Consider the following 17,030-nt stretch of genomic DNA (forward strand, 5'->3'; position numbering starts at 1 on the left):
GCACGTTCTGAAACGTTATGTAACCGCGTGTTGAATAAAACAGCGGCTCGCTTGATAAAACCGCTATCGACGTCCGACCAGATTCACCACTAGCCGGTCCACCCAACCCCAGACCCGCTGTTTGACCCGCCGCCACAAAGGCCGCGATTGCCAGGCCTGCAAACTGACGGCCTGACTCTGCGCGAAGTCGGTGACAAAACTGGCCGCCACAGCGCGAGTCAGTGCAGGGTCCAGCGCCTCCAGATTGGCTTCGAGGTTGAAGTGCAGGTTCCAGTGATCAAAATTGCATGAGCCAATACTGACCCAGTCATCGATCAGCACCATTTTCAGGTGTAAAAAACACGGCTGATATTCAAAGATCTTCACCCCGGCTTTGAGCAGCCGCGGGTAGTAACGGTGCCCGGCATAACGGACCGAAGGGTGATCGGTGCGCGGGCCAGTAAGCAGCAAACGCACATCCACGCCCCGGTGGGCAGCCCGGCGCAGCGACCGGCGCACTTGCCAGGTGGGCAAAAAGTAAGGCGTTGCCAGCCAGATACGCTGTTTTGCACTGTTAATGGCCCTGACCAGCGACTTCAAAATATCGCGATGCTGATGGGCATCTGCGTAGGCCACACGGCCCATGCCTGTTCCCGACGCCGGCACGCGCGGTAAATGAGGCAACCCGAAGTGCGTGGCGGGCTTCCAGGCTTTACGACTGATATTGGCGCGCCATTGACGGTCAAACAGCATTTGCCAGTCCAACACCAACGGCCCTTGAATGTCGACCATCACTTCATGCCAGTCACAGGTATTGGTGCCCGGCTGCCAAAACTCATCGGTCACGCCAGTACCGCCCACTACCGCCAGACGTTGATCCACCAGCAACAGCTTTCGGTGATCGCGATAGAGGTTATTCAACCCTTTGCGCCAGCTGATGGCGTTGTAAAAGCGCAGCTCCACGCCGGCATCGATCAGCCGTCGACGCAGCCCCAAGGTAAACGCCAGGCTGCCATAGCCGTCGAACAGACACCGTACGCGCACACCGCGCATGGCCGCTTGCTCCAGCGCCACCACAATGGCCTCGGCACACGCGCCGCTTTCGACGAGATAAAGCTCCAGGTCAATGTGGGCCTGAGCGTCGGCCATCGCCGCGATCATGCGCGCAAAGAATTGCGGGCCGTCGATCAGCAATTCGAACTGATTGGCGTCACGCCATGGAAACACTGCGCCAGCCATCTCAGCGGGCCGTGAAGATCAAGACCGCACCCACCGGCACTGAAAAACTGATTGCGGACAATCCCGCCAGTTTGCGCAGTGTTTCAAGCTCGGGCTGCACACCGAAGTCCTCAGCCTGCACCACCAACGGCTCCAGCGTCACCACTTGAAACCGGTGCTCATCCAGGCGGGTGGCCAACAGTTGAGCATCATAGGTGTGCTGTTTGCCCCGCAGGCTGACCGTGACCGGCAAACGCAGCTCAAACTGGGCGCCGGGTGCCAGGTTGTTAATCGGTTGCAGGTCTATTTGCGCGGTGATCTGTGCTTCCGGGAAGTGCTTGAAGTCGAACAACACATCACGCATGCGCTCGTCGAGCAGTGGCACCGCGCTGTTGACTGAGTCCATCTCAATCCTCAATTGCGCCTGCCCTTTGCTATTCACCTTGCCGTGCAACACCAAAAAACGGTGCACGTTGGCAACGTTGGCATTTTGCGTGGTGATAAACGACAGCCGTGACGACTCGCCATCCAGATACCAATTGGCCTGCGCGGACAGGCTTACGCCTAGCGTCAGCAAGAGTGCGCACACAGAAGACAAACACGCTTTGAACATAAGAACTCTTCGGCAATTAAACGTGGGCGAACATTACCCCGAGCCGGGGCACATGCAAGCGGTGCGAGGGATTTTTTTAGCGTATCGGGTAGGACGCCAGCCGGCCCAAACAGTTCATCAGGCACAAAACGGCGCGGCGCTTGTCACGCAAGCATCACTCAATTGTCATGGCGATGACATTGCACCTGCCTAGCCTGACGTTGCACCCCTCAGTCGATTGGCAGTCACCCTCGGCGGGCATTGGCCTGCATGGAGATTCGCAATGTCTCAAATCGCCCGCATTCGCGACACCGCTCAAGAACGACGCCTGCAAGCAGAACGCCTGATCGGCCCCGGAGCGTTGCGCGAGGCACAGGCCCTGCGCTTCCGGGTGTTCAGTGATGAACTCAAGGCCACGCTTAAAGGCGCAGAAGGCGGCCTCGATCAGGACGACTTCGACAGGCATTGTGCGCACATCGGCGTGCGCGATCTCAACACCGGCCATCTGGTCGCCACCACCCGGCTACTGGACCACACGGCCGCGCGCGGCATCGGGCATTTTTACAGCGAAGAAGAATTCAATCTGCACGGGCTGGCGCACCTGCAAGGGCCTGTTCTTGAAATCGGACGAACGTGCGTCGACCCCGCCTACCGCAATGGCGGCACCATTGCCGTGCTGTGGGGCGAACTGGCTGAAGTCCTCAATCAGGGCCACTACCGATACCTGATGGGCTGCGCCAGCATCCCGATGCAGGACGGCGGCGTTCAGGCCCATGCCATCATGCAGCGCTTACGCGAACGCTACTTGTGCACCGAATACCTGCGCGCCGAGCCGAAAAAGCCGATTCCACATCAGGAACTACCCGCCAACGTGATTGCCGAACTGCCGCCGCTGCTCAAGGCCTATATGCGCCTGGGAGCGAAAATCTGCGGCGAACCTTGCTGGGACGAAGACTTCCAGGTGGCCGACGTGTTTATTTTGCTTAAACGTGACGAGCTGTGCCCGCGTTATGCCCGGCACTTCAAGGCGGCCATGTAATGGGTCGCTTGCGGCGTTACGGCCGCGTGATCCACGTGTTGTGCGTCGTAGGGTTGGGGCTGGGCATGGCCAGCGTATTTGGCGTGATGGAACGCCTGAAACTCAACAGCACTCAGGTCAGGCGCCAGCGCTGGTCACAGTTTTTCATGGCGCGCCTGAGCCGTGCCCTGCCCTTTCGCATCAACGTGTTCGGGCAGTTGCCGGACACCTCGATGCTGTGGGTCAGTAACCATGTGTCATGGACCGACATCGCACTGTTGGGGCAATTGACGCCACTGTCGTTTTTGTCCAAAGCCGATGTGCGCGGCTGGCCGGTCGCAGGATGGCTGGCCGCCAAGGCGGGCAGTCTGTTCATCCGGCGCGGTGCTGGCGACAGCCAATTGATCCGCCAACAGATGCGTCACCATTTGAGTCAGGGCTTGCCGCTGTTGATGTTTCCCGAGGGCACCACGACAGATGGCCGCTGCGTGCGCACCTTCCACGGCCGACTGCTCTCAGCGGCGATCGACAGCGGCGCGCACCTGCAACCGGTCGCGATCCGTTATCTGCGTGATGGCTCGACCGACCCGATTGCGCCTTTCATCGGCGATGACGACTTGCTGTCGCATTTGATGCGGTTGTTCAGTCACGACACGGCGGACGTGGAGATCCACCTGCTCGAACCCATTGCGTGCCTGAATCAGGGACGGACCGTCCTCGCCTTCCGCGCACAGCAAGCCATTGAACGCGTGCTGGTACAGCCCCAACAGACAGGGCCTGCGGGTGCAGCTCAGGCCAGCTGGTTAATGCAGCGCTGACTCAACGCGCATTCAGCGGCTCAGCGCATGAGCGGCGTAAGTCTGTAGCTCGGGGTAGAACGCTTGAAAGTCGTCGCTTAAAGGCTGATACAGCGCATCCAGATCCTGCATGGCGCCCGCCAGTTCCTGGGGGCGTGACAGGCGGCGGGCAATCCCGCTAAACACCCGTTCCAGCGTTGAGTAGTCCTGATAGGAACCCAACCAGTCGTGAGCGGCCATGTGCGGTGCAATGGCCGCCAATCGGGCGGGCAACTGCGGCTCGGCCCCCAACACACGATAAAAACCCGACGTAAAGCGCTCCAGCGGTACATCGGCATAGTGACCCCAGTCACGGGCCAGGCAATGGTCGAAAAACACATCGAGCACGATGCCTGCATACCGCCGTCGCGTGTGGGTAAACCGCGACAGTGCCTGCCCGACTAAGGGGTGAGCATCCGTAAACGCATCAATGCTGCGGTGCAACTGGATGCCGGACTCAATACCCGGCCGGAACTCACCTTGCAGCGGGCCTTTGACAAAGTCGCCATAAAGGCTGCCGAGTAATTCTTCAGGGCGCTGGCCGCCAAGGTGCAGATGTGCGAGATAATTCATGGCGCGCAGTTTAGCACTGCACCCTCCATATCGTTATAACTCGATATATCGATTTGTACTGATCTCAGATCAAAATCATATTTGTATATCGCGATATTACGATTTAAAGTTCGCCTCATCGCGATATAACGTTGTACCTCATTGAGCACTGCCACCATGAACATCGACCTCGACGAAATAATAAAAGCGCTGGCACACCCAGTACGCCGAGAAATCCTTCACCTGCTTAAAGATCCCGAAAAGTCATTTCCAGACCAACTGCATTCCACCGAGCACGGCGTGTGCGCCGGTCAATTTGACCAGCATTGCGGCCTCTCGCAGTCGACGGTTTCAGCACACCTGGCGACCTTGCAACGCGCGGGCCTGATTACCAGCCAGAAGCACGGCCAATGGCACTTTTTCAAACGTAACGAAGACACCATCAGGGCCTTCCTCGAACAATTCAACCAAACGCTTTAACAAGGATTTTCATGCCCCTCTCGCTTCTCATCCTGGCGCTCAGCGCCTTCGCTATCGGGACCACCGAGTTCGTCATCATGGGCTTGCTGCCCGATGTGGCTGCCGACCTGGGTGTCTCCATTCCCGGTGCTGGCTGGCTGGTCACCGGTTACGCGTTAGGCGTGGCCATCGGCGCGCCGTTCATGGCGCTGGCGACTGCCAAGCTGCCACGCAAGGCCGCGCTGGTGGCCTTGATGGGTATTTTTATCGTCGGCAACCTATTGTGCGCTGTGGCCAGCGATTACAACGTGCTGATGTTTGCCCGTGTAGTCACAGCGCTTTGCCATGGCGCTTTTTTCGGCATTGGCTCGGTGGTGGCGGCGGGCCTGGTGCCCGCCAACAAGCGCGCCTCCGCCGTTGCGCTGATGTTCACGGGGCTGACACTGGCAAACGTGCTGGGGGTGCCCCTGGGCACCGCGCTGGGGCAAGTCGCCGGATGGCGCTCGACGTTTTTCGCCGTCACCGTCATCGGCGTGATCGCGCTGATTGGCCTGATCCGCTTCTTGCCAACCAAGCGTGACGAAGAAAAACTCGACATGCGAGCCGAGCTCAGAGCACTCAAAGGCGCTGGCATCTGGCTGTCCCTGAGCATGACCGCGTTGTTTGCGGCGTCGATGTTCACCCTTTTCACCTATGTGGCGCCGTTGCTGGGTGACGTGACTGGCGTATCGCCGCGGGGCGTGACCTGGACCTTGCTGCTGATCGGCCTCGGGCTCACCGTCGGCAACATCATCGGCGGCAAATTGGCTGACAAGCGTCTGGCCGCCACCCTGATGGGCGTCTTCATCGCCATGGCCGTGATATCGACCGTCCTGACCTGGACCAGCGTGGCCGTGATCCCGACTGAGATCACCTTGTTCCTGTGGGCTACCGCCTCGTTTGCAGCCGTCCCGGCGCTGCAAGTCAACGTCGTGACCTTCGGCAAAGCCGCCCCCAATCTGGTTTCAACCCTGAACATCGGCGCCTTCAACATCGGTAACGCATTGGGCGCCTGGGTAGGCGGCAGCGTGATTGCACATGGCTTCGGCCTGACCAGCGTGCCGCTGGCTGCCGCAGCGTTGGCGGTCCTGGCATTGCTGGTGACCCTGATTACTTTTCGCCAGGGCGGGACGCCCGACCTGGCCACTGCCACACACTGATCCGAGAGGCTACAGACATGACCACCCTTTTCGACCCTATCAAACTGGGCGAGCTCGAACTGCCCAACCGCATCATCATGGCCCCGCTGACCCGCTGCCGCGCCGATGAAGGCCGCGTCCCGAATGCATTGATGGCCGAGTACTACGTGCAACGTGCCAGCGCCGGTCTGATCCTCAGCGAGGCGACTTCGGTGACGCCAATGGGCGTTGGCTACCCGGACACCCCTGGGATCTGGTCAGACGCTCAGGTACGCGGCTGGACCAATATCACTAAAGCGTTGCACCAGGCGGGTGGCCGAATCTTCCTGCAACTGTGGCACGTGGGCCGTATCTCGCACCCCACCTACCTGAACGGCGAAACGCCGGTTGCGCCAAGCGCCATCGCGGCTAAAGGCCATGTCAGCCTGCTGCGCCCGAAAGTGGATTTCCCTACACCACGCGCACTGGAAACAGCCGAGATCGCTGACATTGTCGAGGCCTATCGCACAGGCGCAGAAAACGCCAAGGCGGCTGGTTTTGATGGAGTCGAGATTCACGGCGCCAATGGTTATCTGCTCGATCAGTTCCTGCAGAGCAGCACGAACCAGCGCACGGATCAGTACGGCGGCTCAGTGGAAAACCGCGCCCGCCTGTTGCTGGAAGTCACGGACGCTGCTATCAGCGTCTGGGGGCCGGGGCGCGTAGGTGTGCACTTGTCGCCTCGTGCAGACTTGCACGATATGGGTGATGAGAACCTGGCTGAAACCTTTGGCTATGTGGCACGAGAGCTGGGCAAGCGCGGTATCGCGTTCATCTGCTCACGCGAAGCAGAGGGCGCTGACAGCCTGGGCCCGCAATTGAAAGCGGCCTTTGGCGGCCCTTACATCGCTAATGAGCGCTTTACCAAAGACAGCGCCAACGCCTTGCTGGCTGCTGGCAAAGCAGATGCCGTGGCTTTTGGCGTGCCTTACATCGCAAACCCGGACTTGCCTGAGCGCTTCAAGGCGGATGCCCCGCTCAATGAACCTCAACCGCAGACCTTTTACTCTCACGGACCGCAAGGCTACATCGACTACCCGGCGCTGTGAGTGGTGCTGAGATGACGCGCCTTTAACGCACGCTATAAAAAACGCCCAAGGCCTTAATGACCTTGGACGTTTTGTTTTAAATAAGGGGGGTCACACTCAGACGCAGGCCCGATAGGTCAAGCATGTGTCTGTGGCACATAGGCCAAGTAAAAAAAGGGGCGGTTTGACCCGCCCACATTTATTCCCTAATCCCTTTTTTCCCTTTCATCATCCTGATGAATCGCTTCCTGCGATGTCCTTCAACGTCCATCCCTGAACGATGTATCGATCCGTCGATACAGTTCTGATATTAGAGATTTCCAAGGTTGCTGCAAGCGCACCATATATAGATTTTTATTACACGACAGACACGCAACAAAAAAAGAAGTTTATATATATCAACAACTTAAAAAATAAAACAGGTAAGAAAATCTAACTACTTATTCTTTCATGAACCTTTAGCTTACAAGAAGAGTAAGTAAAGGCTTACAAAACAGCGAAACAAATATCCACTTTCGCTCTCGGCACTTCATTTCAAATGCCCAATTCCGAACAGCGAATTAAAAATGTTTACCGTTGCTGGTTACTTTTCCCCATCGACAGAAGGAAAAAAAAACAGGCCGCGGTAGTTTTCCGTTCAATACGCCAGGAAGGCATAACTGATCGCGCATAAAAAACCCCGGCTTTTAGCCGGGGTTTCAGGTACTGCACGCTCTATTGGAACAATGACTCACTGGAGAGCCCATTACGCTCCAGGATCTCGCGCAAGCGCTTGAGTCCTTCGACTTGAATCTGGCGCACACGCTCACGCGTCAAGCCAATTTCAAGCCCTACATCTTCAAGCGTACTGCTTTCATGACCCCGCAGGCCGAAGCGGCGAATCACCACCTCACGCTGCTTGTCGGTCAGTTCCGACAGCCACTGATCGATGCTCTGGGATAAATCGTCGTCCTGCAACAGTTCACACGGATCTGTAGGACGATCATCCGTCAGGGTATCGAGCAGGGTTTTATCGGAGTCAGGCCCCAAAGACACATCCACCGAGGACACCCGCTCGTTGAGGCCGAGCATGCGCTTGACTTCAGCAACGGGTTTTTCGAGCAGATTGGCGATTTCTTCAGGGGAGGGTTCGTGGTCGAGTTTCTGCGTGAGTTCACGCGCAGCTCGCAGATAGACGTTGAGTTCTTTAACAACATGGATCGGCAAACGGATGGTACGGGTCTGGTTCATGATCGCCCGTTCAATCGTTTGGCGGATCCACCAGGTGGCGTAAGTCGAGAAACGGAACCCGCGTTCGGGATCAAACTTCTCGACAGCCCGAATAAGGCCCAGGTTGCCCTCTTCAATCAGGTCGAGCAGCGATAACCCGCGATTGACGTAGCGGCGGGCAATTTTAACCACCAGCCGCAAGTTGCTTTCAATCATGCGCTTACGCCCGGCCGGATCTCCACTTTGCGACAAACGCGCAAAATGGACTTCCTCTTCGGGAGAGAGTAATGGGGAAAAACCGATTTCATTGAGGTACAACTGAGTCGCATCAAGCGCCCGGGTGTAATCAATGTATTTATGCTGCTTTAACGCAGATGAAGTTTTGGACTTGGTACGAACTGTAGGGGGTGAAGCATCTTCTTCTGACATCGAGTCCATGACGATATCAGGGTCCATAAGGAGCACCTCATCGTCGATGTCAAACCCCGGCGCTTCTTTGTTGAGAGCCATTTTATAGTCCTTTGTTGAGTTCGACCTCAAGCTCTAGCCTCGCCTGATCCTTGGCAATGCTGGAGCCCATTCCTTTACTACATCAAGGAACGGGCTGGTAACTGATCAACGGCGTGGAAGAAATTGCAGTGGATCTACAGGTTTACCTTGGCGGCGAATTTCAAAGTGAAGTTTCACCCGGTCTGTACCAGTTGACCCCATTTCGGCAATTGTCTGTCCAACCTTGACCTGCTGCCCCTCCCGAACCAAGAGCCTGCGGTTGTGACCGTAGGCACTGACGTAGGTATCGCTGTGTTTGATGATGACTAATTCGCCGTAGCCCCTCAATCCACTCCCGGCGTATACCACTGAGCCATCCGACGCAGCTAAAACAGGCTGTCCCAAATCCCCGGCGATATCAATACCTTTATTCAAACTACCGTTTGAAGAGAATTTACCGATCAAAATACCGTTTGCAGGCCAGCCCCAGCCTTTGGGAGCGGGTCCGGCAGGCAACGGTGCCGGGGCAACTGCAGTCTTCGTTGCGGTGGCTTGACGCTTGATGACCGTTGTTTTACTGCCCGATGAAGATGACGTGACAGTACTGGTGGCGACGGCTGTCGGACGGGCGCCGGCTCTTCCGTCAAAGCGGATGGTCTGCCCCGGGACGATGGTGAATGGCGCCCCAATATTGTTACGGGCCGCCAGCGCCTTCCAGTCCCATCCGTAGCGAAACGCAATGGAAAACAGCGTGTCGCCCCGCCGGACAACGTATTGCCCGGTGGTCACGGCCGGGCGCTGGGCCACACCATTACGGTCGACAACACGCACGCCATTTTTGGGCGAACTGGAACAGGCCGCCAGCAAGGCAAGCGTGGCACTCAGAAGTAAACCGACCACCAGTCTGTGATAGCTATTGGTTCTCATACGCTGCGCAATGACTGTGAGACTCACCCGCCGCTCCCTTTGATGGTGGCTAAATATTAGATGGCCAGTACCGGCCGAAATGTGGCGCAAGTATAACTGGCAACGCAGCTATTACAGACAGTAAAGCCGATGCTTAAACACGCCGTTTAAAGCACGTGTGAGGCTAAACAGAGCCTTGGCGTCGGGCTATAGGACCCCCGCCCGCCCCTATAATTCAGCGCAGATGAATGAGGGTCAGGCCAACGGGCCATTCAAAAGCGGTACAAAACGCACATTACCGATCACGCGACGCGCAAAACCATGCTCCTCGCGCACGATTAACATCAGTTGCTGCACTTCGCCCGCCCCCACCGGAATCACCAGGCGCCCACCCGGTGCCAATTGATCCAGCAAGGCCTGGGGCACATCCGTAGCGACTGCTGTCACGATAATGCCGTTATAGGGCGCCAGCGCTGGCCAGCCTTCCCAGCCATCGCCCCAGCGAAACACCACATTGCGCAAGTTGAGCGCCTGCAAGCGCTCTTTGGCCCGATCCTGAAGCACCTTGATGCGCTCGACCGAGAAGATGCGCTCAACCAGCTGCGACAGCACGGCGGTTTGATAACCGGAGCCGGTGCCGATTTCCATGACCTTGTCCAACGGGCCGTCTTCGAGTAGCAGCTCGCTCATGCGCGCCACCATATAAGGCTGGGAAATCGTCTGATTGTTGCCAATCGGCAAGGCGGTGTCTTCGTAAGCCCGGTGCGCCAGCGCTTCGTCTACAAACAGGTGACGCGGGGTGCGACGAATAACCTCAAGCACGTTTTGATTGACGATGCCTTCGTCAACCAGGCGCTGAATCAGCCGCTCACGAGTACGCTCGGAAGTCATGCCAATACCGCGATGCATCAGGCCACTCTGTTCACGCCCCATCACCCCAAGCCCTCAAGCCAACCATCGAGACATTTGAATGCCTCGCCAAACGTGCGATCAAGCTGCAATGGCGTGATCGACACATAACCCTGCATGACCGCATGAAAGTCCGTTCCCGGCCCACCATCCTCCACATCGCCCGCGGCGGCAATCCAGTAACCCGCCTTGCCGCGCGGGTCGACCACCTGCACCGGCGCCGCAGCACGCGCCCGGTGCCCCAGGCGCGTGAGCTGAATGCCGCGAATCTTGTCCAACGGCAAGTTGGGAATATTCACGTTAAGCACGGTACGCGGCGGCAGGTCCAACTGGTCATGAGCTTGCACCAGCTTGCGAGCGAAGTAGGCCGCCGTCGGCAAGTTATCGAGCTGACGCGACACAAACGAAAATGCGAATGACGGCCGTTGCAAAAACCGGCCTTCCAGTGCGGCAGCAACGGTTCCCGAATACAGCACATCATCGCCCAAGTTAGCCCCAAGGTTTATCCCGGAAACCACCATGTCGGGTTGCGGGTCCAGCAGGCCGTGAATGCCTAAATGAACGCAGTCGGTCGGCGTGCCATTAATGCTGACAAAACCATTGGCCAAGGTATGCGGGTGCAGCGGGCGATCGAGCGTCAGCGAGCTGCTGGCCCCGCTTTTGTCCTGCTCGGGCGCAATCACCACACACTCGGTATAATCGGCCAGTGCCGCGTGAAGCGCTGCAAGGCCCGGGGCACTTACCCCATCATCGTTAGAAATCAGAATACGCATAGGCTGTCCGTTTGACCCAACGGCACCAGATCAACAAGTTCGCGCACCAGAACAGTGGCGAAGCATCCGGCCGGCAGTACAAATTCCAGTTGCAGAATGTCAGGCTCTGGATAATGCCACGTCAACCGGCCAATGGGCAGCCGCAGAATGCGTCGTTCGTGACTCATGCCCGCACGGACCAGCCAATCGCGCAGATCAGCTTCACGCTCGGCGATCGACTGTTCCAGTTCATGGGGCGCGCCCTGGGCAGGAGAATCCCCTTCGCCCCACTGCGGCCCGGTCGGGTGCACATCCAAAATGGCCAGACGCGGATCGCTGCATTCAGCCTCACCGGCCGGGAAGAAACTCCGGCTATCGGTAAAGGCCAGAAGGTCGCCCACCTGAGCTTTCTGCCAAGTGCCGTCTGCTACACGGGCCGCCAACACCTGATTGAACAGGTAGCTGCGGGCGGTCGACAGCAGCCGTGACCGTACATTGCGCTGTTCAGGCAACGCCTTGCGGGCAGCGTAATCACGCGCCTCCCCAAGATTGCCACCCTGCCAGCCAAAACGCTGGGTGCCGAAATAGTTGGGAATACCCTGACGGGCAATCAGCTCCAGACGTTGCTGCAACGCGTCCTTGTCGCCCGCCAATTGAGTCAGGCGCAACGTGAAGCCGTTGGCCGCGTGGGCTCCGCGCTGCAACTTGCGCTTGTGACGCGACGTCTTGAGGATGGTCAGCGTGTCATTTTCAGCCGAAGACAGGTCCGGATCAGCCTTGCCCGGCAACTGAACGCTAAACCACTGGCGGGTCAGCGCCTGACGATCCTTAAGCCCGGCATAACTGACTGTACGCAGTGGCACACCGGCGGCCTTGGCAATCCGGCGCGCGGCCTCTTCGGTGTTCAGACCACGCTTTTCCACCCACAGCCATAGATGCTCGCCATCCCCGGACAGGGGAATATCCAGGACTTCATCGACCTGAAAATCGTCAGCGGTAGCCTTAAGCACCGCCGTACCCAATGCGTCGCCATACGCGCGCGGGCCCAACAGATCAAATTCGTTCATGCGCGAACCAACAACGCGATCGAATGCACGGCAATGCCTTCCTCACGGCCGACAAAGCCCAGCTTTTCGGTGGTGGTGGCTTTTACGTTTACCTGGTCCAAATCAACCTCTAGATCCGCGGCAATCTGCGCGCGCATCGTTTCGATATGCGGTGCCATTTTGGGCGCCTGAGCAATGATGGTGTTGTCGACATTGCCGACCTTCCAGCCTTTGGCGTGGATCAGGCCAACCACATGACGCAGCAGGACTCGGCTGTCAGCGCCCTTGAAGGTAGGGTCGGTATCAGGAAAGTGCTTGCCGATGTCGCCCAGCGCAGCAGCCCCCAGCAACGCATCACTGAGTGCGTGCAACAACACGTCGCCATCAGAGTGAGCCAAAAGGCCGAATTTATGTGGGATTCGCACACCGCCCAAGGTAATAAAGTCGCCCTCAGCAAAACAGTGCACATCATAGCCGTGGCCAATACGCATAAAAAAACGCCCCGATTAAGTCAGGGCGTGATTCTACCTACTTTGACCTGCCTTGGGCGCTATTAGGCACCCAGTGCAGTGGCGTGATGACGCAAGTGATCATTAATGAAGCTGGCGATAAAGAAATAGCTATGGTCATAGCCAGGCTGCATACGCAATGTCAGCGGGTAATCGGCCAGTTCAGCCGCCTTTTGCAGCACATCAGGCTTGAGCTGGACAGCCAAGAAGTCATCCCGATCGCCCTGATCAACCAACAGCGGCAACTTTTCACGCGCCTGTGCCAACAGTGCGCTGGCATCCCACTCACGCCAGCGCGAACGTTCTTCGCCCAGATAATGAGAAAACGCCTTCTGCCCCCAAGGACAATCCATCGGATTGCTGATCGGTGCAAACGCCGAAACGGACTGATAACGCCCCGGATTACGCAGTGCGCACACCAGGGCGCCGTGGCCGCCCATCGAATGGCCGCTGATGCCCCGTCGCTGGGAAGCCGGAAAATGCGCTTCAACCAACGCGGGCAATTCGTTCACCACGTAATCGTGCATCTGATAGTGCTGTGCCCATGGCGGCTGTGTGGCATTCAGATAAAACCCCGCTCCCAGCCCGAAGTCCCAGGCCCCGTCGGGATCATCCGGTACGCCTTCGCCACGGGGGCTGGTGTCGGGCGCCACAATGATCAAGCCCAGCTCAGCGGCCAGTTTCATGGCCCCTGCCTTGTGCATGAAGTTCTCGTCGGTACACGTCAGCCCCGACAACCAGTACAGCACCGGCAAAGTGGCGCCCTGCTCGGCTTGTGGCGGCAAATACACGGCAAACACCATGTCACAACCGAGCACCTGAGACCGATGCCGGTAGCGCTTGTGCCAGCCGCCGAAGCTCTTCTGGCAGGCTATATTTTCCAGTGTCATGGACAACTCCAGGCCGCCAGCCCCGTTTGCGCGAGGCTGGCCGCTGCCGATTAGAAATGGATGACAGTACGAATGCTTTTACCTTCATGCATCAGGTCGAATGCCTTATTGATGTCTTCCAGCCCCATGGTGTGGGTAATGAAGGTATCCAGCGGGATTTCACCGCTTTGCGCCATGTCGACATAGCTCGGCAATTCTGTACGGCCGCGCACGCCACCAAAGGCAGAACCACGCCAGACGCGACCGGTCACCAGTTGGAACGGACGGGTCGAGATTTCTTGCCCGGCGCCTGCTACGCCAATGATTACCGACTCGCCCCAGCCCTTGTGGCAGCACTCCAGTGCCGCCCGCATCAACTGCACATTGCCGATGCATTCAAAAGAGAAGTCCACGCCGCCGTCTGTCATATCCACAATGACGTCCTGAATCGGACGGTCAAAGTCTTTCGGGTTGACGCACTCCGTGGCGCCCAGTTGCTTGGCGATTTCAAACTTGGCCGGGTTGATATCAATCGCAATAATCCGCGAAGCCTTGGCTTTCACAGCACCAATGACGGCTGACAAACCAATCCCTCCCAGACCGAAAATGGCGACGGTATCGCCTGGTTTGACCTTGGCGGTGTTAAGCACGGCGCCGATGCCCGTGGTCACGCCGCAACCCAGCAGGCAGACTTTTTCCAGCGGAGCATCCTTGGAAATTTTGGCCACTGAAATTTCTGGCAACACGGTGTACTCAGAAAATGTAGACGTTCCCATGTAGTGAAAAATGGGCTGACCTTTGTAGGAGAAGCGCGTAGTGCCATCGGGCATCAAGCCTTTGCCCTGAGTCGAGCGAATCGCCTGACACAGGTTGGTCTTGCCCGACAGGCAGAACTTACATTGACGACATTCCGGGGTGTACAGCGGAATAACGTGATCGCCTACCGCTACCGAGGTAACGCCCTCACCGATCGCTTCAACGATTGCGCCGCCCTCATGGCCCAGAATCGACGGGAAAATACCTTCCGGGTCTGCACCCGACAGCGTATACGCATCGGTGTGGCAAACGCCCGACGCCACCACCCGCACCAGCACTTCACCTGCCTTGGGCATGGCAACATCCACTTCCACGATTTCCAGCGGCTTTTTGGCCTCGAAGGCTACGGCAGCACGTGACTTGATCATCGATCGTCTCCAGCAAAGTAAAAACAAGACATGGAGTGTAAATCAGCGCTGGCTGATTAATAATCCAGCCAAAAGCAAAACATTATTGCCAGGCAGGGACAATCCTCCATGAACGAGAACCGCTGGGAAGGTATAGACGAATTTGTTGCCGTCGCAGAGTGCGGTCAATTCACGGCAGCCGCCGAACGACTCGGGGTGTCGTCTTCCCATATCAGCCGTCAGGTGGCACGGCTAGAGGAGCGCTTGCAGACGCGATTGTTTTACCGCAGCACCCGGCGCGTGACACTGACCGAAGCCGGGCAGACGTTCCTGCAACATTGCCAGCGTTTGCAGGATGGACGCGAAGAAGCGTTACGTGCGATAGGCGACCTGGCCAGCGAACCCAAAGGGCTGCTGCGCATGACGTGCGCTGTCGCTTATGGCGAACGCTTTATCGTGCCGCTGGTCACGCGATTTATGGCTTTGTACCCGCAGTTACGGGTGGACATTGAACTGAGTAACCGCCCGCTGGACCTGGTGCACGAAAGCCTGGACCTGGCCATCCGGCTCGGCCGGTTGCAGGACTCACGCCTGGTAGCCACTCGCCTGGCCCCACGGCGCATGTACCTGTGCGGCTCCCCTTCCTACCTGGAACGTTACGGACGCCCACACAGTGTGTCGGAACTGGGCCGGCATAATTGTTTGATTGGCAGCTCGGACCTCTGGCAGTTGCAACAAGACGGCAGGGAATTTTCGCAGCGCGTACAAGGCAACTGGCGTTGTAACAGTGGGCAGGCGGTGCTGGATGCGGCGCTGTTTGGCGTAGGGTTGTGTCAATTGCCCGACTACTACGTGCTTGAGCATTTGAAAACCGGCGCGCTGGTGTCCTTGCTGGAACCGCATCAACCCCCCAACACGGCCGTCTGGGCCCTTTACCCACAACAGCGGCACTTATCGCCCAAAGTCAGACAGTTGGTGGATTATCTGAAAGCAGCACTGGCCACACGCGAAGAGTACTCAACCGCCCAGCAGTGAGTTCACTTGCGCACGGGGTTGAGCGCCTTTGGGGAGGTAAACGGATCGACGTTTGCCATGCAATGGATTGCAGCCTTTATGCCGCGGCCGCATCGGCCTACGCAGGATGCTCCGGTGTTAGCGGTTAACCCACCGTAATCGCAGCCACTCAAGGTCTTCAGGGCGCGTCACCTTGATGTTGTCGGAACGACCTTCGATCAAGCGCGGCGACAAGCCTGCCCACTCCATGGCTGAAGACTCATCAGTGATGTTGGCATCCGCGACCAGGCTATCGGCCAGCGCACGATGCAGCGCGCCGAGATGAAACATCTGCGGCGTAAAGGCCTGCCATATGCATTGACGATCAACGGTTTCGACTACGCGGCCCTGCTTATCGACCCGCTTCAAGGTGTCGCGCGCTGGCACCGCGAGCAAGCCGCCCACCGGGTCATCCGACAACTCACCGAGCAGTTTATCCAGATCCTCTCGGGCCAGATTGGGCCGCGCTGCATCGTGCACCAGCACCCAGTCATCGTCCCTGGCCCCCAACGCATGTAAATGCAACAGCGCGTTGAGCACCGAATCTGCACGCTCACGACCGCCATCCACCCGCACCACACGCGGATCAACCGCACAAGGTAGCGTCGGCCAGAAAGGATCGTCGCAGGCGACACTGACCACCAGCCCCAGAAGACCGGGGTGATCGAGAAAACAGCCAAGGCTGTGTTCGAGAATACTGCGTCCGCCCAGCTGCAAGTACTGCTTGGGACGGTCCGCGGCCATTCGGGCACCCACGCCCGCGGCAGGAATCACGGCCCAAAAGGCCGGCGAGGAACGGTTCATTGGGCCAACTGATAGAGGGTTTCACCCTCCTTGACCATGCCCAATTCATGGCGAGCCCGCTCTTCAACGGTCTCCATGCCTTTTTTCAACTCTGACACTTCCGCATCCAGCACGCGGTTGCGCTCAAGCAAAATTTCGTTTTCAGCACGCTGATCGGCGATTTGCTGAGTCAGGTCGGTAACCTGCGCCAAACTGCCATTCCCCACCCACAGGCGATACTGTAGGCCAGCCAGCAGCAAGAGCAAGATAAGGAACAACCAATTGGGACTGCGCATCGAATATCAGGTATCCAGTGAAAAGACAGCCATGCCGACAAACCTAAACCACGAATAGTACAAAGCCTGGACGAACCAGGCTTGTACGTGTAGCCACCAGATTAGTGTCAAACCCCTCGCGCTGGCGAGTGTTACGACACAATCTGC

Annotated in this window: 19 protein-coding genes; 6 read left to right on the forward strand and 13 right to left on the reverse strand. The window is 57.9% G+C overall.

Annotation, left to right across the window (positions count from 1 at the left end):
• Positions 1 to 63 precede the first annotated feature (63 nt).
• Entirely contained in the window at positions 64 to 1,218 is a 1,155-nt protein-coding gene (locus tag V6F78_RS13970) for a phospholipase D-like domain-containing protein (RefSeq protein ID WP_332727558.1), read from the reverse strand.
• A gap of 1 nt (position 1,219) precedes the next feature.
• Positions 1,220 to 1,810: a YceI family protein gene (locus V6F78_RS13975; protein ID WP_048376323.1), complete on the reverse strand. Its 591-nt coding sequence runs from the start codon at positions 1,808 to 1,810 to the stop codon at positions 1,220 to 1,222.
• A gap of 262 nt (positions 1,811 to 2,072) precedes the next feature.
• Between V6F78_RS13975 and olsB the strand changes: the two genes are divergently transcribed.
• Together olsB and V6F78_RS13985 are read left to right on the forward strand one after the other, a co-directional pair.
• Complete coding sequence (gene olsB, locus V6F78_RS13980) at positions 2,073 to 2,828, forward strand: L-ornithine N(alpha)-acyltransferase (protein ID WP_332727561.1); 756 nt, start codon at positions 2,073 to 2,075, stop codon at positions 2,826 to 2,828.
• The gene (locus V6F78_RS13985; protein WP_169859040.1) at positions 2,828 to 3,625 is read left to right on the forward strand and encodes a lysophospholipid acyltransferase family protein; all 798 of its coding nucleotides are present in this window, start codon (positions 2,828 to 2,830) and stop codon (positions 3,623 to 3,625) included. The genes olsB and V6F78_RS13985 overlap by 1 nt, the downstream gene beginning before the upstream one ends.
• Positions 3,626 to 3,637: 12 nt before the next feature.
• Here the strand turns inward: V6F78_RS13985 and V6F78_RS13990 are convergent, their stop codons facing one another.
• The gene (locus V6F78_RS13990) at positions 3,638 to 4,216 is read right to left on the reverse strand and encodes an acyl carrier protein phosphodiesterase (protein ID WP_332727564.1); all 579 of its coding nucleotides are present in this window, start codon (positions 4,214 to 4,216) and stop codon (positions 3,638 to 3,640) included.
• A gap of 156 nt (positions 4,217 to 4,372) precedes the next feature.
• On the opposite strand from V6F78_RS13990, the gene V6F78_RS13995 reads away from it, so the two are divergent.
• From V6F78_RS13995 to V6F78_RS14005, 3 genes are read left to right on the forward strand one after another with little or no spacing between them, the layout of a single operon-like run.
• A complete protein-coding gene (locus tag V6F78_RS13995) occupies positions 4,373 to 4,675 on the forward strand; it encodes an ArsR/SmtB family transcription factor (protein ID WP_047277151.1) in 303 nt (100 codons plus the stop codon).
• A gap of 11 nt (positions 4,676 to 4,686) precedes the next feature.
• Entirely contained in the window at positions 4,687 to 5,853 is a 1,167-nt protein-coding gene (locus V6F78_RS14000) for an MFS transporter (protein WP_047295095.1), read from the forward strand.
• A gap of 17 nt (positions 5,854 to 5,870) precedes the next feature.
• Entirely contained in the window at positions 5,871 to 6,920 is a 1,050-nt protein-coding gene (locus V6F78_RS14005) for an alkene reductase (RefSeq protein ID WP_047295097.1), read from the forward strand.
• Positions 6,921 to 7,613: 693 nt separating this feature from the next.
• Here V6F78_RS14005 and rpoS read toward each other — a convergent pair.
• The 8 genes from rpoS to V6F78_RS14045 form a co-directional block, all read right to left on the reverse strand.
• Positions 7,614 to 8,618, reverse strand: coding sequence for an RNA polymerase sigma factor RpoS (rpoS, locus tag V6F78_RS14010; RefSeq protein WP_047277156.1), 1,005 nt, complete (start codon positions 8,616 to 8,618; stop codon positions 7,614 to 7,616).
• 105 nt (positions 8,619 to 8,723) lie between these two features.
• Positions 8,724 to 9,551, reverse strand: coding sequence for a peptidoglycan DD-metalloendopeptidase family protein (locus V6F78_RS14015; protein ID WP_048376671.1), 828 nt, complete (start codon positions 9,549 to 9,551; stop codon positions 8,724 to 8,726).
• Positions 9,552 to 9,758: 207 nt separating this feature from the next.
• On the reverse strand, positions 9,759 to 10,394 hold the full coding sequence (locus V6F78_RS14020; RefSeq protein WP_162199714.1) for a protein-L-isoaspartate(D-aspartate) O-methyltransferase: 636 nt from the start codon (positions 10,392 to 10,394) through the stop codon (positions 9,759 to 9,761).
• A 41-nt stretch (positions 10,395 to 10,435) separates the two neighbouring features.
• A complete protein-coding gene (gene surE / locus V6F78_RS14025) occupies positions 10,436 to 11,185 on the reverse strand; it encodes a 5'/3'-nucleotidase SurE (RefSeq protein ID WP_047295104.1) in 750 nt (249 codons plus the stop codon).
• Positions 11,173 to 12,231 (reverse strand): tRNA pseudouridine(13) synthase TruD, encoded by a 1,059-nt coding sequence (truD, locus tag V6F78_RS14030; protein ID WP_047295106.1) that lies wholly within the window; start codon positions 12,229 to 12,231, stop codon positions 11,173 to 11,175. The genes surE and truD overlap by 13 nt, the downstream gene beginning before the upstream one ends.
• The gene (gene ispF / locus V6F78_RS14035; RefSeq protein ID WP_047295107.1) at positions 12,228 to 12,701 is read right to left on the reverse strand and encodes a 2-C-methyl-D-erythritol 2,4-cyclodiphosphate synthase; all 474 of its coding nucleotides are present in this window, start codon (positions 12,699 to 12,701) and stop codon (positions 12,228 to 12,230) included. The genes truD and ispF overlap by 4 nt, the downstream gene beginning before the upstream one ends.
• A gap of 62 nt (positions 12,702 to 12,763) precedes the next feature.
• Entirely contained in the window at positions 12,764 to 13,609 is an 846-nt protein-coding gene (fghA, locus tag V6F78_RS14040) for an S-formylglutathione hydrolase (protein ID WP_421666804.1), read from the reverse strand.
• A 50-nt stretch (positions 13,610 to 13,659) separates the two neighbouring features.
• Positions 13,660 to 14,772: an S-(hydroxymethyl)glutathione dehydrogenase/class III alcohol dehydrogenase gene (locus tag V6F78_RS14045; RefSeq protein WP_047277170.1), complete on the reverse strand. Its 1,113-nt coding sequence runs from the start codon at positions 14,770 to 14,772 to the stop codon at positions 13,660 to 13,662.
• Positions 14,773 to 14,880: 108 nt separating this feature from the next.
• On the opposite strand from V6F78_RS14045, the gene V6F78_RS14050 reads away from it, so the two are divergent.
• On the forward strand, positions 14,881 to 15,786 hold the full coding sequence (locus V6F78_RS14050) for a LysR substrate-binding domain-containing protein (RefSeq protein WP_047277172.1): 906 nt from the start codon (positions 14,881 to 14,883) through the stop codon (positions 15,784 to 15,786).
• 117 nt (positions 15,787 to 15,903) lie between these two features.
• On the opposite strand, the gene ispD is transcribed toward V6F78_RS14050, so the two are convergent.
• Both ispD and ftsB read right to left on the reverse strand, forming a co-directional pair.
• Positions 15,904 to 16,608 carry a 2-C-methyl-D-erythritol 4-phosphate cytidylyltransferase gene (ispD, locus tag V6F78_RS14055; RefSeq protein WP_332727575.1) on the reverse strand — a complete coding sequence of 235 codons (705 nt, stop codon included), beginning with the start codon at positions 16,606 to 16,608 and terminating at the stop codon, positions 15,904 to 15,906.
• Positions 16,605 to 16,883, reverse strand: coding sequence for a cell division protein FtsB (gene ftsB / locus V6F78_RS14060; RefSeq protein ID WP_047277176.1), 279 nt, complete (start codon positions 16,881 to 16,883; stop codon positions 16,605 to 16,607). Before ftsB ends, ispD begins: the two co-directional genes overlap by 4 nt.
• Positions 16,884 to 17,030 lie beyond the last annotated feature (147 nt).

It is taken from the genome of Pseudomonas sp. ESBL9, assembly GCF_036668715.1.
Classification (GTDB): domain Bacteria; phylum Pseudomonadota; class Gammaproteobacteria; order Pseudomonadales; family Pseudomonadaceae; genus Aquipseudomonas; species Aquipseudomonas lundensis.

Excerpts from the sequence above, each read along its gene's own strand:
- V6F78_RS13970 (WP_332727558.1), bottom strand. The coding sequence starts at position 1,218 with ATGGCTGGCGCAGTGTTTCCATGGCGTGACGCCAATCAGTTCGAATTG.
- V6F78_RS13975 (WP_048376323.1), bottom strand. The coding sequence starts at position 1,810 with ATGTTCAAAGCGTGTTTGTCTTCTGTGTGCGCACTCTTGCTGACGCTA.
- olsB (WP_332727561.1), top strand. The coding sequence starts at position 2,073 with ATGTCTCAAATCGCCCGCATTCGCGACACCGCTCAAGAACGACGCCTG.
- V6F78_RS13985 (WP_169859040.1), top strand. The coding sequence starts at position 2,828 with ATGGGTCGCTTGCGGCGTTACGGCCGCGTGATCCACGTGTTGTGCGTC.
- V6F78_RS13990 (WP_332727564.1), bottom strand. The coding sequence starts at position 4,216 with ATGAATTATCTCGCACATCTGCACCTTGGCGGCCAGCGCCCTGAAGAA.
- V6F78_RS13995 (WP_047277151.1), top strand. The coding sequence starts at position 4,373 with ATGAACATCGACCTCGACGAAATAATAAAAGCGCTGGCACACCCAGTA.
- V6F78_RS14000 (WP_047295095.1), top strand. The coding sequence starts at position 4,687 with ATGCCCCTCTCGCTTCTCATCCTGGCGCTCAGCGCCTTCGCTATCGGG.
- V6F78_RS14005 (WP_047295097.1), top strand. The coding sequence starts at position 5,871 with ATGACCACCCTTTTCGACCCTATCAAACTGGGCGAGCTCGAACTGCCC.
- rpoS (WP_047277156.1), bottom strand. The coding sequence starts at position 8,618 with ATGGCTCTCAACAAAGAAGCGCCGGGGTTTGACATCGACGATGAGGTG.
- V6F78_RS14020 (WP_162199714.1), bottom strand. The coding sequence starts at position 10,394 with ATGACTTCCGAGCGTACTCGTGAGCGGCTGATTCAGCGCCTGGTTGAC.
- surE (WP_047295104.1), bottom strand. The coding sequence starts at position 11,185 with ATGCGTATTCTGATTTCTAACGATGATGGGGTAAGTGCCCCGGGCCTT.
- truD (WP_047295106.1), bottom strand. The coding sequence starts at position 12,231 with ATGAACGAATTTGATCTGTTGGGCCCGCGCGCGTATGGCGACGCATTG.
- ispF (WP_047295107.1), bottom strand. The coding sequence starts at position 12,701 with ATGCGTATTGGCCACGGCTATGATGTGCACTGTTTTGCTGAGGGCGAC.
- fghA (WP_421666804.1), bottom strand. The coding sequence starts at position 13,609 with ATGACACTGGAAAATATAGCCTGCCAGAAGAGCTTCGGCGGCTGGCAC.
- V6F78_RS14045 (WP_047277170.1), bottom strand. The coding sequence starts at position 14,772 with ATGATCAAGTCACGTGCTGCCGTAGCCTTCGAGGCCAAAAAGCCGCTG.
- V6F78_RS14050 (WP_047277172.1), top strand. The coding sequence starts at position 14,881 with ATGAACGAGAACCGCTGGGAAGGTATAGACGAATTTGTTGCCGTCGCA.
- ispD (WP_332727575.1), bottom strand. The coding sequence starts at position 16,608 with ATGAACCGTTCCTCGCCGGCCTTTTGGGCCGTGATTCCTGCCGCGGGC.
- ftsB (WP_047277176.1), bottom strand. The coding sequence starts at position 16,883 with ATGCGCAGTCCCAATTGGTTGTTCCTTATCTTGCTCTTGCTGCTGGCT.